We start from the raw sequence: 14,063 nt of genomic DNA, 5'->3' as shown, positions 1-14,063 counted from the left end.
TTCATGAAACGTCGGATGGCGGGGATGTGCGACGTGTGGGGGCGGCTGGTCGTAGGACCAAAGGCGCAGTTGATCACCGTCTTCCGGCAGGGGCCAGAGCCCGGTGTGCCTCTTACGCTGGCGGTCATGACAGCACCGGAAGCGCGGGATGCCACGACGGTTCCGTCCGAGGTCGAGGGGCCGGAAGGCGACGAGGGCGGTGTGCTGAGCCGTCCCTACCGGGCGCTCAGTGTCGGGATCGTGTTCGTGGAGCTGCTGATCGCCTTCGAGGCGACGGCCGTGGGGACGGCGATGCCCGTGGCGGCGCGGGAGCTCGACGGGGTGTCGGCGTACGCGTTCGCGTTCTCGGCGTACTTCACGACGAGTCTGTTCGGGATGGTGCTCGCCGGGCAGTGGGCCGACCGGGACGGGCCGCTGGCGTCGCTGACCACGGGGATCGGGGCCTTCGCGGCGGGGCTGCTGCTGTCCGGGACCGCCGGGACGATGTGGGTGTTCATCCTCGGGCGGGCGGTGCAGGGGCTCGGCGGCGGGCTGGTCGTCGTCGCGTTGTACGTCGTCGTGGCGCGGGCCTACCCGGAGCGGCTGCGCCCGGCGATCATGGCGGCGTTCGCGGCGGGCTGGGTCGTCCCGTCCGTGGTCGGACCGCTGATCGCGGGCGCGGTCACCGAACACCTCGGCTGGCGCTGGGTGTTCACCGGGATACCGGTCCTGGTCGTCCTTCCGCTGGCGCTCGCGCTGCCCCAGATCCGGCGGCGGACGTCCGGCCCGCGCGAGGCGGCCGACCGCGCGCCCCTCGACCGGCGGCGCATCCGGCTCGCGCTCGGGATCTCGCTCGGCGCCGCGCTCCTCCAGTACGCCGCCCAGGAACTGGACTGGCTCTCGCTCGTCCCCGCCCTCGCCGGCGCCGCGCTGCTCGTACCGGCCGTCCTCGGGCTGCTGCCGCGCGGCACATGCCGGGCGGCGCGCGGGCTGCCGTCCGTGGTGCTGCTCCGCGGGATCGCGGCCGGGGCCTTCATCGCCGCCGAGTCCTTCGTGCCGCTCATGCTGGTCACCCAGCGCGGGCTGTCGCCGACGCTCGCCGGGTTCTCGCTGGCGGCGGCCGGCGGGACCTGGGCGCTGGGGTCGTATGTGCAGTCGCGGCCCCGGACGGAGCCGTACCGGGCCCGGCTGATGTTCCTCGGCATGGTGCTGCTCGCGGCCGCCATCGCCACCGTGCCCAGCGTGCTGATCCACGCCGTGCCGGTGTGGATCGTCGCCGTGGCCTGGGGCTTCGGCTGCTTCGGCATGGGGCTGGTGACGGCCTCGACCAGCGTGCTGCTGCTGCGCCTCTCGGCGCCGGAGGAGACCGGGGCCAACTCCGCCGCGCTGCAGATCTCCGACGGTCTGTCGAACGTGCTGCTGCTCGCCGTGGGCGGCGCGGCCTTCGCGGCGCTGGGCGGCGGCACCGTCACGGATACGGCCACCTCGGCGACCGGCTCCCACCCCGCCGCCTTCGCCGCCGTGTTCCTGCCGATGGCCGGGGTGGCGCTGGTGGGGGCGTGGGTCACTACGCGGGTGCGGGCACGTTCTTGAGTGGTACCAGTGATGTGAGCTCAGTCCCATCCACGGGTGCCCCGGCGTCGTCCGCGCGTTGACACATCCGGGTCGCCGGTAGGGTGGCCCGGTTGTCATACGTAGCCGAGCCGCTCGACCCCATACACGGAGACCGTGACTACCACCGCCGCCAGTGCCTCCTCCTCGCATCACCTCTCACCCGCCTTCCCCGGCCGCGCCCCCTGGGGTACCGCCAACAAGCTGCGTGCCTGGCAGCACGGGGCGCTGGAGAAGTACCTCCAGGAGCAGCCGCGCGACTTTCTGGCCGTCGCCACGCCCGGCGCCGGCAAGACGACGTTCGCGCTGACGCTCGCGTCCTGGCTGCTGCACCACCATGTCGTGCAGCAGGTGACCGTGGTCGCGCCGACCGAGCATCTGAAGAAGCAGTGGGCGGAGGCGGCCGCGCGGATAGGGATCAAGCTGGATCCCGAGTACAGCGCGGGGCCGCTCAGCAAGGAGTACCAGGGCGTCGCCGTGACGTACGCCGGTGTCGGTGTGCGGCCCATGCTGCACCGCAACCGCGTCGAGCAGCGCAAGACCCTCGTCATCCTCGACGAGATCCACCACGCCGGTGACTCCAAGTCCTGGGGCGAGGCGTGTCTTGAGGCGTTCGAGCCCGCCGCCCGGCGGCTCGCGCTCACCGGTACGCCCTTCCGGTCCGACACCAACCCCATCCCCTTCGTGACGTACGAGGAGGGGAACGACGGGATCCGGCGGTCCTCCGCCGACTACACGTACGGATACGGGTCCGCCCTCGGCGACGGGGTCGTGCGGCCGGTCATCTTCCTCTCCTACAGCGGCAACATGCGGTGGCGCACCAAGGCGGGCGATGAAATCGCCGCTCGCCTCGGCGAACCCATGACCAAGGACGCCATCTCGCAGGCCTGGCGCACCGCGCTCGACGCGCGCGGCGAGTGGATGCCCAGCGTGCTGCGCGCCGCCGACCAGCGGCTGACCGAGGTCAGGAAGGGCATCCCGGACGCCGGTGCGCTCGTCATCGCCTCCGATCAGGACTCGGCGCGCGCGTACGCCAAGCTGATCCGCGAGATCACCGGGACCAAGGCGACCCTCGTCCTCTCCGACGACACCGGCGCCTCGAACCGCATCGACGAGTTCAGCCACAGCGACGACCGGTGGATGGTCGCGGTGCGGATGGTGTCCGAGGGCGTCGACGTGCCGCGGCTCGCGGTCGGCGTGTACGCCACCACCATCTCCACGCCCCTCTTCTTCGCCCAGGCCGTCGGACGCTTCGTACGGTCCCGGCGGCGCGGCGAGACCGCCTCCGTCTTCCTCCCGACCGTCCCCGACCTCCTGGGCTTCGCCAACGAGATGGAGGTCGAGCGCGACCACGTCCTCGACAAGCCCAAGAAGGAGGGCGAGGAGGACCCGTACGCCGAGTCCGAGCAGGAGATGGACGAGGCGAACCGGGAGCAGGACGAGGACACCGGCGAGCAGGAACAGTTCTCCTTCGAGGCGCTGGAGTCCGAGGCCGTCTTCGACCGGGTGCTGTACGACGGCGCCGAGTTCGGGATGCAGGCCCACCCGGGGAGCGAGGAGGAGCAGGACTACCTCGGCATTCCCGGGCTTCTCGAACCCGACCAGGTGCAGATGCTCCTCCAGAAGCGGCAGGCCCGGCAGATCGCGCACAGCCGCAAGAAGCCCGACGAGGAAGCGGACCTGCTCGAACTGCCCGCCGAGCGGCGGCCCGTGGTCTCCCACAAGGAGATGCTGGAGCTCCGCAAGCAGCTCAACACCATGGTCGGCGCGTACGTCCATCAGAGCGGCAAGCCGCACGGCGTGATCCACACCGAGCTGCGGCGTGTGTGCGGGGGGCCGCCGAGCGCGGAGGCGACGGCGGGGCAGCTGCGGCAGCGGATCGCCAAGGTGCAGGAGTGGGCCACCCGTATGCGGTGACGCTGGCGCTGTGCCTGGGCCGATCTTGGTTCCCGGGGGCGCTGGTTGTGCTTCGGCTGCGGACCGGTGGGGGCTGGGCGCGCAGTTCCCCGCGCCCCTTTTAGGGGCGCGTTCGTGGGCGTGTGCGCTGTGTGCGGGGGGCGTGCACTCCGCGTGATGGGCGCCGTGCGTATAGGGGCAAACGGAATCAGTCCGTACCAGCCAATGCCCGGATTCTGGACGTGGACTTCCGCTGAGCGGACCGGATCGATACTGTCCCGGCTACGCACACGCCCCGTGGCAGCGCCGCCGCGGAGCGCAGCCGTGAAGCGACTCCGCCCGGGAAGAGCCCGGGTCGTCAGCCGACCGGCGGCCTCTGAAGCGCGTCGCCGACGGGACTCGGTGGCGCAACCGCCGCGAGGGGGCCGTCGACCTCACCACTAAGGAGTGGGCGTCGTGACCGCGGAGACCTCTCAGACGCTCGACCGGGGACTGCGCGTCCTCAAGCTGCTCGCCGACACGGATCACGGGCTGACCGTCACCGAGCTCTCGAACAAACTGGGCGTCAACCGGACCGTTGTGTACCGGTTGCTCGCCACGCTGGAGCAGCACGCGCTGGTACGCCGTGATCTGGGCGGCCGCGCCCGGGTCGGGCTCGGCGTGCTGCGGCTGGGCCGCCAGGTGCATCCGCTGGTGCGGGAGGCCGCGCTGCCCGCGTTGCGGGCGCTGGCCGAGGACATAGGGGCTACGGCTCATCTCACGCTGGTCGACGGGACCGAGGCGCTGGCCGTCGCTGTCGTGGAGCCGACGTGGACGGATTACCACGTCGCCTATCGCGCCGGGTTCCGGCATCCGCTGGACCGGGGTGCCGCGGGGCGGGCGATTCTCGCCGCCCGGCAGGCGCCGGTGGGGGAGCCCGGGTACACGCTCACGCATGGGGAGTTGGAGGCGGGGGCCAGTGGGGCCGCGGCGCCTCTGATCGGTGTGACCGGGGTCGAGGGCAGCGTGGGTGTCGTCATGCTCGCGGACTCCGTGCCGGAGCGGGTGGGACCGCGGGTCGTGGACGCGGCCCGAGAGGTCGCTGACGCCTTGCGCTGACGCCGGCTCGGCGCGTGCCCGGCGTCGGGGCTGAGCTCGGGGTGGGTCGCGCAGTCCGGCGCTCACGGGGTGCCGCTCTTCTTGGGGCGGGCGCCGCCTAGGCGCCCAGTGGCACGGTGCCCACGGCCGAGGCGGCGAGGTCGCTGACGCCTTGCGCTGACGCCGGCTCGGCGCGTGCCCGGCGTCGGGGCTGAGCTCGGGGTGGGTCGCGCAGTCCGGCGCTCACGGGGTGCCGCTCTTCTTGGGGCGGGCGCCGCCTCAGTGCCCAGTGCCCAGCGGCGCGGTGGCCCACAGTCGAGGCGGCTGCGCTGCCACCCCCTGCCTCCCTGCCACCCCCTGTCTCTGTGCCGGCCCGCAGCCAACGGCGGCACGCATGCCCGCACCCAAGATGCCCGGGACGCGACAGCAGCCGCCTCGCAGTGTGCCCGCAGCGGCGCAGCCCGTGTTTCCACTCCACCCCCGGCTTTGGCCAAGCCGCCAAACCGCCCCGGCCATCTCTGGCCGATGCTCTCACCGTCCGTCGCCCCGCCCTCCGCATCATCAGGGCACTGATGGCGGAACAGCGAGGGAGCAAGGCATGGAGACGGAGACGGTGCGTGCGCGGGCGGACGGCGGCGGGGGAGGCGGTGGCGGGTGGGCGGCCCGGCTGAGCCGGCGGCAGGGGGTCGGATCGCTGGTCGCCGAGGCGGCCGGGAGTCCGCTCAAGCGGACCATGGGGGTCGGGCAGCTCACGTTGCTCAGCGTGGGAGCCACGCTCGGGACGGGCATTTTCGTGGTGCTCGGGGAGGCCGTTCCCGAGGCGGGCCCGGCCATCGTCGTGTCGTTCGTGCTCGCCGGGGTGACCGCTCTCTTCTCCGCTCTCTCCTACGCCGAGCTGGCCGGCATGATCCCCGGCTCCGGCTCCTCCTACAGCTACGCCTACGCCACCCTCGGCGAGCTGGTCGCCTGGGTCTGCGGCTGGTGTCTGATCCTGGAGTACGGGGTGTCCGTGGCGGCCGTGGCCGTGGGCTGGGGGCAGTACGTCAACGAACTGCTCGATCTGACCGTCGGGGTCACCCTGCCCGACTCGCTCAGCGCGCCGCCCGGCACAGGGGGCGTCCTCAACATCCCCGCCGCCGCCATCGTCGTCCTCTCCATGGTCGTGCTGCTGCGGGGCGCCCGCGAGAGCGCCGTCGCCAACACCGTCATGGTCGGCGTGAAGATCGCCGCCCTGATCATGTTCTGCGCGGTCGCCTTCACCGCCTTCCGCGCCGGGAACTTCACCCCGCTCTTCCCGCTCGGCACGGCCGGCATGAGCGCGGGCGCCGCCTCCCTGTTCTTCTCCTACATCGGCTTCGACGCCGCCTCCACCGCCGGAGAGGAAGCCAAGAACCCGCAGCGCGACCTGCCCCGCGCGATCATCCTCTCCCTCGTCCTCGTCACCGCCCTCTACGTCCTCGTCGCTGTCGCCGCGCTCGGCGCGATGCCGTGGCAGAAGTTCGAGGGCACGGAGGCCACGCTCAGCGAGGTGCTCGTACAGTCGGTGGGCGGGGGCAGCCTCTGGCCGATCCTGCTGTCCATCGGGGCCGTCGTCGCCACGACCAGCGTCGTCCTCACCGTGCAGTACGGGCAGATCCGCATCCTCTTCGCGATGTCCCGGGACGGGCTGGTGCCGCCGCTGTTCTCCAAGGTGCACCCCACCACCGGGGTGCCGCGCGCCAACACCGTCATCGTCTCCGGCTTCATCGCCGTGCTCGCCGCGCTGGTCCCGCTGGGCGCCCTCGCCGACGCCACCAGCATCGGCACGCTCTTCGCCTTCATGCTGGTCAACCTGGCCGTCATCCTGCTGCGCCGGCGCAGCCCCGACGCACCCCGCTCCTTCCGGGTGCCCTTCTCGCCGGTCACACCGATCCTGGGCGTCGGCTTCTGCGCGTACATGCTGTTCAGCCTGGGGACGGACACGTGGGTCGCGTTCGGCGGGTGGATGGCCGTCGGGCTGGTGATCTACTGGCTCTACGGGATCAAGAACTCCAAGCTCAACCGGCGCCCCGAGCTCCAGAACCCCGACCCCGAACTCGCCCAGGAATCCGCATGACCTTCCCCGGCACGTCTCTCGACGCCTCTCCCCATACGTCTCTCGACCTCACCACCGACGTCGTCACCCTCACCCGCGCCCTCGTCGACATCCCCTCAGAGAGCGGCGAGGAGGCCCACCTCGCGGACGCCGTCGAGGCGGCCCTCGCCGCTCTCGCGCACCTCACCGTCGAACGCGTCGGCAACTCGGTGGTCGCCCGCACGGACCTCGGCCACCCCGAACGGGTGCTGATCGCGGGCCACTTGGACACCGTGCCCGCCGCGGGCAATCTCCCCGCCCGCCTCGACGGCGACCTCCTCCACGGCCTCGGCGCCTGTGACATGAAGGGCGGTGTCGCCGTCGCCCTGCGCCTCGCGGCCACCGTCCCCGCACCGGCGGCGCGCGACCTCACGTACGTCTTCTACGAGTGCGAGGAGGTCGAGGGCGACCGCAACGGGCTCGGCCGGATCGCCACCGAGCGGCCGGAGCTCCTCAAGGCCGACCTCGCGATCCTCATGGAGCCGTCCGACGCCGGGGTCGAGGCCGGCTGCCAGGGCGTCCTGATGGCGGACATCACCGTGCGCGGCGAGCGCGCCCACACCGCGCGGGCATGGCGGGGCGTGAACGCCGCGCACCGCGCCGGGGCCGTCCTCCAGCGGCTCGCCGGCCACACGCCCGAGCGGGTCGTGATCGACGGCCTGGAGTACCGGGAGGGACTGAACGCCGTCGCCGTACGGGCCGGGGTCGCGGGCAACGTCGTACCCGACGAGTGCGTGATCACCGTCAACTCCCGTTTCGCGCCGAACCGTTCGGCCGAGGAGGCGGAGACATACGTGCGGGATCTGTTTCCCGAGGACGCGTACGAGGTCGACGTCACCGAGGTCGTGCCGGGTGCGCTTCCCGGGCTGGGGCAGGACGCGGTGGCCTCGCTCGTCGCCGTACTGGGCGCGGAGCCCCGCCCGAAGCTCGGCTGGACCGATGTCGCCCGGTTCGCCGCGCTCGGCGTTCCCGCGCTGAACTACGGCCCCGGCGACCCGGTGTTGGCGCACACGGCGGGGGAGTACGTGCCGGTGGCGCAGCTGCGGGAGTGCGAGGAGCGGCTCAGGAGCTGGCTCCAGCCGGTGATGGGGTCCTAGTCGGCCCTGAGCCCCGCCAGCGTCCGCAACTGCAGCCACAGCACCAGCCGTTCGTCCGGATCGTCGAGGTCGATGCCGAGCTGCTGCTGGGCCTGCTTGAGGCGGTAGCGGCAGGTGTTGGGGTGCACGGCGAGCAGCCGGGCCGCGCCCGCCATGTCGCAGCCGGCGTCCAGCCAGGAGACGAGGGTGCGGGCGTATTCGGTGCCGTGCTCGGCGTCGTACGAGAGGACCGTCCGCCACGCCCCGGTGCTCAACTCCCGCCGCTCGCCGAGGACTTCGGTGAGCCGGAGGAGGGTCACCCGGGGCCGTACCTCCGCCACGGACGCCACCGGCAGCTCCGGGCCGAGGACACGCAGCACAAGGTCCGCGTCGTCGCGGGAGGCCCGCACCTCGGCGAGCCCCGCCACCACATCCCCCAACCCCGCCCGCACGGGCACCCGCAGCGCCTGCCCGGCCCGCCCCACGATGTCCTCCGCGAGCCGCTTGTGGCGCGCACCGCCGAGTTCGCCGAGCGCGGGCAGCAGCGCGTACACGACACCGTCGGTGAGGACGCAGGCGTGCCGCCCGTAGCGGGCCTCGCACTGGAGGCGTACGAGGTCCAGGAGCCGTAGCGCGGTCTGTTCGACGTCCGCCGCCGAGACCGCCGAGTCGAGGACGAAGGCGGCGACACGGACGGGCGCCGGGTTGCCGTCCGGGCCGAGGCCGAAGCCCAGACGGTGGGCCGCGCCGGCCGGGTCGGCGGTGCCGTCGAGGAGACGGCGCAGCAGGTCGCCGTTCTGGTGCCGGGCCAGTTCCTGTGCGGCCCGCGCCCGCAGCAGGAGCAGCGCCGCCGTGGACGCGCCCTGGGCGAGGGCCTCTTCGGCGTCCGGCGCGAGGCTGCCGTCGTCGACGACCCAGAGCGAGCCGAGGGTCTCGCCGCCGGCGCGCACGGCGACGGCCAGCCGCGGCAGATGCCCGCCCCGCAGCGCGGGCAGCCGCACCGGCCCCGGCGCCGCGAACAGCACCCGGTACTGCTCGCTGTTCTCCGGGCTCGTCGGCACCTGGAGGCCGAGGATGCCCTGTCTGCGGTCCTCGTCCACCGGCTGCCCGGGCACGGTCGAGTAGGCGAGGATCCGCTGCCGAGGGTCCTCGACGGCGGTCGCGCCCCCGACGGACGCGGCCACCGCGTCGGCCAGCGCGAACAGGTCGCCCAGGCCGCTCGCGGCAGCCGAAGGGCGGGCGCCGATCGCCGAGGCGAGCAGCAGGTGCACGTGGTGCCAGGCGGCGTCCTCGTCCACGGACAGCAGGGCCACACCCGCGGACTCCGCCTCCGCGAGCGGGCCGTCCGGGCCGCGCACGACGAGCCCGCTCATCCCCGCCTCCGCCGCGGCCCGTGCCAGCGGCCCCGCCGCGGACGCGCGCACGCCGACGGCCAGCAGCAGCGCCCCGGGCACACGGGGGAGCGGGGCGTGGGCGTCGTACAGCAGCGCCTCCGTGACGGGCACGGTGAGCCCGGCGGGCGCGGTGTGCAGCCGTACGGAGGGGCCGCCGATGACGTCCAGCAGGTCACCGAGGGTGCAGGCGTCCATGGGTTCCCTCCTCCAGGGTGAGGCGATGGTTGGCCGATCTCATCAGGAACGTACGCGTGCGTTGTCCTGATGCACAACGTGGGCGCCGCCGTCAGCTCCGAGACTCGGTTTCATGACCGAAGTCAGCATCCGTACCGTTCACGACGTCGCCGGGATCGCCGCTGTGGCCGGCTTCTTCAGCGACGTCTGGCAGACGCCCCGCAGCACCCCGCCCTATCCGGCGGAGGTGCTGCACAGCCTGGTGCACGCCGGGGGTGCGGTGCATGCCGCCTACGACGGAACGCGGCTCGCCGGAGCCTCTGTCGCCGTGTTCGGGGCGCCGGCGTCGCGGGACACGTACTCCCTGGTCGCCGCGGCCGACCGCGGGCTCGGGTACGCCGTGAAGCAGGCCCAGCGCGCCTGGGCCGTGGAGCGCGGCGCCCGCACCATGCGCTGGACCTTCGACCCGCTGGTCGGCCGCAACGCCCGCTTCAACCTGGTCAAACTGGGGGCTGCCGGCACGGAGTACCTCGTCGACTTCTACGGGCCCATGGCCGACGGCGTGAACGACGGCGACGAGAGCGACCGGCTGACGGTGACGTGGGACCTGGGGGCACCCCGTGACCGTACGGCCGAGGAAGGCGACCGCGACGCCGCGCCCGCCACCCATCTCGCCCCCGACGGCGGCCCGCTCGCCCGCCGCGACCTCGTCGACCGCCATGTCTGGTGCCGCGTACCGGACGACATCGTCGAACTCCGCGCCGCCGACCCGCTGCTGGCGCTGCGCTGGCGGTACGCCGTCCGTGAGGTGTTCACGGAGGCCTTCGCCCAGGGGTACGCCGCCACGGGGATGTCCCGGGACGGCTGGTACACCCTCACCCGCCCGTCCGAGGAAGGCACCGCATGAAGCTCGAACGTGTCGAAGTCGTCCACATCGCGCTGCCCCTCGTCACCCCGTTCCGTACGTCCTTCGGGACCATGACGACGAAGGACACCTTCCTGCTGCACGTCGTCACGGACGCGGCCGAGGGCTGGTCGGAGTTCGCCGCCGACCCCGAGCCGCTGTACTGCTCGGAGTTCGTGGCGGGTGCCGAGATCGTGCTGCGCGACTTCCTGCTGCCGCGTGTGGCCGCCCTTCCGCAGCTCACGGCGGCCGCGCTCGCCCCTGTGCTGGCGAAGATCAAGGGGCACGAGCTGGCCAAGGCGGCGCTGGAGACGGCGGTCCTCGACGCCGAGCTGCGCGCGTACGGCATGCCGCTGGCCACTTACCTCGGGGCCGTGCACGACCGGGTGCCGGCGGGTGTGTCCGTCGGCATCAAGGACTCCGTTCCGGCACTCCTCGACGACGTCGAGCGCTACCTGGCCGAGGGCTACGTACGCATCAAGCTGAAGATCGAACCGGGCTGGGACGTCGACCCCGTACGAGCCGTACGGGAGCGCTTCGGGGACGCGCTGCCCCTCCAGGTCGACGCCAACACGGCGTACTCGCTCGCGGACGCCGAGCAGCTGCGGCGGCTCGACGCGTTCGGGCTGCTGCTCATCGAGGAGCCGCTGGAGGAGAACAACCTCCACGCCCACGCCCAGCTCCAGAAGCGGATCGCCACCCCCGTCTGTCTCGACGAGTCGCTGCACAGCGCCCGCGACACCGCGTCCGCGATCGCCATGGACGCGTGCCGGGTGGTCAATGTGAAGCCCGCCCGGGTCGGCGGCTACCTGGAGGCCCGCCGCATCCACGACGTCGCGCACGCGCACGGGGTGCCGGTGTGGTGCGGCGGCATGCTGGAGACGGGCATCGGCCGCGCTCCCAATCTCGCCCTCGCGGCGCTGCCCGGCTTCACCCTCCCCGGCGACACCTCCGCGTCCAGCCGTTACTTCGCCGAGGACATCACCGAGCCCTTCGTCCTGGAGGACGGACATCTGCGGGTCCCGACGACACCCGGCATCGGCATCGAGCCGCTGCCGGAGGCGCTGGGCCGCTTCACGACCGCACGACGGGACCTGTACGGGGGCCCTACCGTGCGGTGACGTTAGATTGATCCCGTGCTCTCTCGCCTCACGCGCCCCAAGGCCGTCGCCGTCTGCGCCCTCCCCGTCGTGGCTCTGCTCGCCACGGCGGTGTTCGCGCCGCTGCCGTTCTCCGTGGCGCAGCCCGGTATGACGGCGAACGTCCTCGGCGAGAACAAGGGCGACCCGGTGATCACGATCAGCGGAGCGCCCACGCGGGACACCAGCGGGCAGCTGCGGATGACGACGATCGAGGCGACGGGCCCGGACGCGCGGGTCTCCCTCGGCGATGTGCTCGACAGCTGGTTCGCCACGGACCGGGCCGTGATGCCGCGCGACTCGGTCTACCCGAGCGGGAACAGCGTCAAGGAGATCGAGCAGCACAACGCGGACGAGATGAAGAAGTCCCAGGACACGGCCACCGAGGCGGCGCTGTCCTATCTGCACGAGAAGAACGACGTGAAGGTCGCGCTCAAGCTGGCCGACGTCGGCGGGCCCAGCGCCGGGCTGCTCTTCTCGCTCGGCATCATCAACAAGCTGGACGGCGACGGCAGCGGCGGCGACCTCACGGGCGGACGCACCATCGCGGGTACGGGGACGATCGACGCGGACGGCAACGTCGGCGCGGTCGGGGGCGTCGCCCTCAAGACCCAGGCCGCCCGCCGGGACGGTGCGACGATCTTCCTGGTCCCGAAGGCGGAGTGCTCGGACGCGAAGTCGGAGCTGCCGAAGGGGCTGCGGCTGATTCCGGTGACCACGCTGAAGGGCGCGGTGGACGCCCTGGTCTCCCTGGAGAAGGGGAAGGGCTCGGTTCCGAGCTGCTAGGGCCTAGTGCGCGGCTGCCATCCGCGGGGTGGCGGCCAGCCGGAGGCCGACCTCCACGAGGGTCCAGCCGAGGCGGGCACGCAGCTCGCTGGGCCGCTTGGCCTCGGCGGCGAGCCGGTGGGTTTCGGCCTGGGCGCGGAGCTCGGCGGCGCGCAGGTGGTGCAGCTGGAGATGGGTGTCGGGGTGCATCGGGATGACCTCTCTTTGATGTGATCGGGCGCGTCTTGGATGTGATCGGGCGGCTCAGTCGGAGGCTTGCGGGAAGGCGTGGGTGTGGAAGCGCACCTGTTCGGCCTCAGGGTCGTCCTCGGAGGCTTCGAGGGCGCCGTAGCTTTCGAGCAACTCGTGCATCTTCTGGATGAGTTCACGGGAGAGCGCCGGCGTCAGCCGTAGCGTGAAGTCGCTCATGTCGGTGGCGCGGGTCCACTTTTCGGACCAGTCGTCCCGCGTCCCCAGCCAGGTCGACAGTTCACGGGCGTGGCTGGTCGCGACCTCGTGCAGGAACATGTCGGCCGCCCCGCGCACCGCCGGGTCGGCGTCCTTGAGCAGCTCCTCGTCGAAGCCCAGGCCCTGGTCGACCGCCTGCCACCAGCGCTCCCGCCCCTTGCCCCGCTCCGGCGCGTCCTCGACGAAGCCGTGCGCGGCGAGCTGGCGCAGGTGATAGCTGGTCGCCCCGCTGGACTCGCCCAGCCGCTCGGCGAGCATCGACGCGGTGGCCGGCCCCCGCCGCCGCAGGACGCTCAGCAGCTCCATACGCAGGGGGTGGGCGAGCCCGCGCAGGGAGCGGGCGTCGAGGCGGCGGTGCTTGGGTGACTCCGGCGGCACCGGCGGCACCGGGGGAAGCGGCGGTGCCGGGGGAAGTGGCGGCTCTGGGGGCTGAGGGGGCTGCTCCGTCATGTGTACAAAGATAGCGTTGCAAAGGGTCAGTTGCAACGGGTTCTTTGCAACCACTTCTTTGGACGTGGCCGGACCCTCGCGCGCACCGCCGTAGGTACGCCGCTCACCCGCCCTTGACGAACCCCTCCTGCGTCATCCAGTCCAGCGCCACCTCGTGCGGATCCTGCCCCTGCACATCCACCTTGGCGTTCAACTCCTGCGCCACCGTGTTGTTCAGCTTCTTGGTCACGGGATCGATGACCTCGGCGATCGTCGGATACTCCTTCAGGGCCTTGGAGTTGATCACAGGTGCCGCGTTGTAGTTGGGGAAGAACTTCTTGTCGTCCTGCATCACCTCCAGGTGCATCGACTTGATGCGCCCGTCGGTGGTGAACACCTCACCGTACGTGCAACTCCCCTTCGCCACCTGGGTGTAGATGATCCCGGTGTCCATCTGCGTGATGTTCTTCGCGGGCACATCCATCCCGTACGCCTTCTCCATGCCCGGCAGCCCGTCGGCCCGGTTGGCGAACTCGCTCTCCACGCAGAGCGTCACCGCGCCGGGGTCCTTGTTGGCCAGCGCGGCCACGTCCGACAGCGTCTTCGTGCCGTACTTCTTGAAGTTGGCCTGGTTCATGGCGAGCGCGTACGTGTTGTTGAGGGCGGACGGCGGCAGCCAGGTCAGCCCGTTCTTGAGGTCGGCGTCACGCACCGCCTGCCACTGCTGCTGCGGGTCGGGGATGGGCTTGCTGTTGCCGAGGTAGGTGATCCAGGCCGTGCCCGTGTACTCGTACATGGCGTCCGCGTCCCCGTTCTTGACGGCCTCGCGGGAGCCGATCGACCCCTGGATGCCGGTGCGGTCGAGCACGTCCGCGCCGGCCGCCTGGAAGGCGATGCCCATGATCGCGCCGAGGATCAGCTGCTCGGTGAACTCCTTGGACGTCACGGTGAGGTGGGCGCCCTTGAGCGGTTTGCCCTGCCCGATCGAGCCGGGTTCGACGTTGTCGACCATGGGGGAGCCGCTGGTCAGCCCGCAGC

General features: G+C 72.0%; 12 protein-coding genes. 8 read left to right on the top strand and 4 right to left on the bottom strand.

What is annotated here, in order from left to right:
• Positions 1-126: 126 nt before the first annotated feature.
• The 5 genes from AB5J50_RS19940 to dapE all read left to right on the top strand — a co-directional run bounded on the left by AB5J50_RS19940 (position 127) and on the right by dapE (position 7,773).
• Positions 127-1,572, top strand: coding sequence for an MFS transporter (locus AB5J50_RS19940; protein WP_369259813.1), 1,446 nt, complete (start codon positions 127-129; stop codon positions 1,570-1,572).
• Between the two features lie 135 nt (positions 1,573-1,707).
• Positions 1,708-3,507: a DEAD/DEAH box helicase gene (locus tag AB5J50_RS19935; protein WP_327429077.1), complete on the top strand. Its 1,800-nt coding sequence runs from the start codon at positions 1,708-1,710 to the stop codon at positions 3,505-3,507.
• A 435-nt stretch (positions 3,508-3,942) separates the two neighbouring features.
• Complete coding sequence (locus AB5J50_RS19930; RefSeq protein WP_369259812.1) at positions 3,943-4,584, top strand: IclR family transcriptional regulator; 642 nt, start codon at positions 3,943-3,945, stop codon at positions 4,582-4,584.
• A 577-nt stretch (positions 4,585-5,161) separates the two neighbouring features.
• Positions 5,162-6,658 carry an amino acid permease gene (locus AB5J50_RS19925; protein ID WP_369259811.1) on the top strand — a complete coding sequence of 499 codons (1,497 nt, stop codon included), beginning with the start codon at positions 5,162-5,164 and terminating at the stop codon, positions 6,656-6,658.
• Positions 6,655-7,773 carry a succinyl-diaminopimelate desuccinylase gene (dapE, locus tag AB5J50_RS19920; RefSeq protein WP_369259810.1) on the top strand — a complete coding sequence of 373 codons (1,119 nt, stop codon included), beginning with the start codon at positions 6,655-6,657 and terminating at the stop codon, positions 7,771-7,773. The genes AB5J50_RS19925 and dapE overlap by 4 nt, the downstream gene beginning before the upstream one ends.
• On the opposite strand, the gene AB5J50_RS19915 is transcribed toward dapE, so the two are convergent.
• The gene (locus AB5J50_RS19915; protein ID WP_369259809.1) at positions 7,770-9,341 is read right to left on the bottom strand and encodes a PucR family transcriptional regulator; all 1,572 of its coding nucleotides are present in this window, start codon (positions 9,339-9,341) and stop codon (positions 7,770-7,772) included. The genes dapE and AB5J50_RS19915 overlap by 4 nt on opposite strands.
• A gap of 112 nt (positions 9,342-9,453) precedes the next feature.
• Between AB5J50_RS19915 and AB5J50_RS19910 the strand changes: the two genes are divergently transcribed.
• Genes AB5J50_RS19910 through AB5J50_RS19900 form a run of 3 tightly spaced genes read left to right on the top strand, consistent with a single transcriptional unit; the run spans position 9,454 to position 12,149 of the window.
• Positions 9,454-10,227 (top strand): chorismate synthase, encoded by a 774-nt coding sequence (locus AB5J50_RS19910; RefSeq protein WP_369259808.1) that lies wholly within the window; start codon positions 9,454-9,456, stop codon positions 10,225-10,227.
• Positions 10,224-11,345 (top strand): o-succinylbenzoate synthase, encoded by a 1,122-nt coding sequence (gene menC / locus AB5J50_RS19905; protein ID WP_369259807.1) that lies wholly within the window; start codon positions 10,224-10,226, stop codon positions 11,343-11,345. Before AB5J50_RS19910 ends, menC begins: the two co-directional genes overlap by 4 nt.
• 15 nt (positions 11,346-11,360) lie before the next feature.
• A complete protein-coding gene (locus AB5J50_RS19900; RefSeq protein WP_369259806.1) occupies positions 11,361-12,149 on the top strand; it encodes a S16 family serine protease in 789 nt (262 codons plus the stop codon).
• Between the two features lie 3 nt (positions 12,150-12,152).
• On the opposite strand, the gene AB5J50_RS19895 is transcribed toward AB5J50_RS19900, so the two are convergent.
• The 3 genes from AB5J50_RS19895 to AB5J50_RS19885 all read right to left on the bottom strand — a co-directional run bounded on the left by AB5J50_RS19895 (position 12,153) and on the right by AB5J50_RS19885 (position 14,037).
• Positions 12,153-12,338 (bottom strand): hypothetical protein, encoded by a 186-nt coding sequence (locus AB5J50_RS19895; protein ID WP_369259805.1) that lies wholly within the window; start codon positions 12,336-12,338, stop codon positions 12,153-12,155.
• Between the two features lie 54 nt (positions 12,339-12,392).
• A complete protein-coding gene (locus AB5J50_RS19890; protein WP_369259804.1) occupies positions 12,393-13,046 on the bottom strand; it encodes an ArsR/SmtB family transcription factor in 654 nt (217 codons plus the stop codon).
• 103 nt (positions 13,047-13,149) lie between these two features.
• Positions 13,150-14,037: a glycine betaine ABC transporter substrate-binding protein gene (locus AB5J50_RS19885; protein ID WP_369265453.1), complete on the bottom strand. Its 888-nt coding sequence runs from the start codon at positions 14,035-14,037 to the stop codon at positions 13,150-13,152.
• Positions 14,038-14,063 lie beyond the last annotated feature (26 nt).

This window comes from Streptomyces sp. R35 (assembly GCF_041053035.1).
GTDB lineage: Bacteria > Actinomycetota > Actinomycetes > Streptomycetales > Streptomycetaceae > Streptomyces > Streptomyces lutosisoli.
This window is presented reverse-complemented; position numbering and strand designations above follow the sequence as displayed.

Excerpts from the sequence above, each read along its gene's own strand:
- AB5J50_RS19940 (WP_369259813.1), top strand. The coding sequence starts at position 127 with ATGACAGCACCGGAAGCGCGGGATGCCACGACGGTTCCGTCCGAGGTC.
- AB5J50_RS19925 (WP_369259811.1), top strand. The coding sequence starts at position 5,162 with ATGGAGACGGAGACGGTGCGTGCGCGGGCGGACGGCGGCGGGGGAGGC.
- dapE (WP_369259810.1), top strand. The coding sequence starts at position 6,655 with ATGACCTTCCCCGGCACGTCTCTCGACGCCTCTCCCCATACGTCTCTC.
- AB5J50_RS19915 (WP_369259809.1), bottom strand. The coding sequence starts at position 9,341 with ATGGACGCCTGCACCCTCGGTGACCTGCTGGACGTCATCGGCGGCCCC.
- AB5J50_RS19910 (WP_369259808.1), top strand. The coding sequence starts at position 9,454 with ATGACCGAAGTCAGCATCCGTACCGTTCACGACGTCGCCGGGATCGCC.
- menC (WP_369259807.1), top strand. The coding sequence starts at position 10,224 with ATGAAGCTCGAACGTGTCGAAGTCGTCCACATCGCGCTGCCCCTCGTC.
- AB5J50_RS19895 (WP_369259805.1), bottom strand. The coding sequence starts at position 12,338 with ATGCACCCCGACACCCATCTCCAGCTGCACCACCTGCGCGCCGCCGAG.
- AB5J50_RS19890 (WP_369259804.1), bottom strand. The coding sequence starts at position 13,046 with ATGACGGAGCAGCCCCCTCAGCCCCCAGAGCCGCCACTTCCCCCGGCA.
- AB5J50_RS19885 (WP_369265453.1), bottom strand. The coding sequence starts at position 14,037 with ATGGTCGACAACGTCGAACCCGGCTCGATCGGGCAGGGCAAACCGCTC.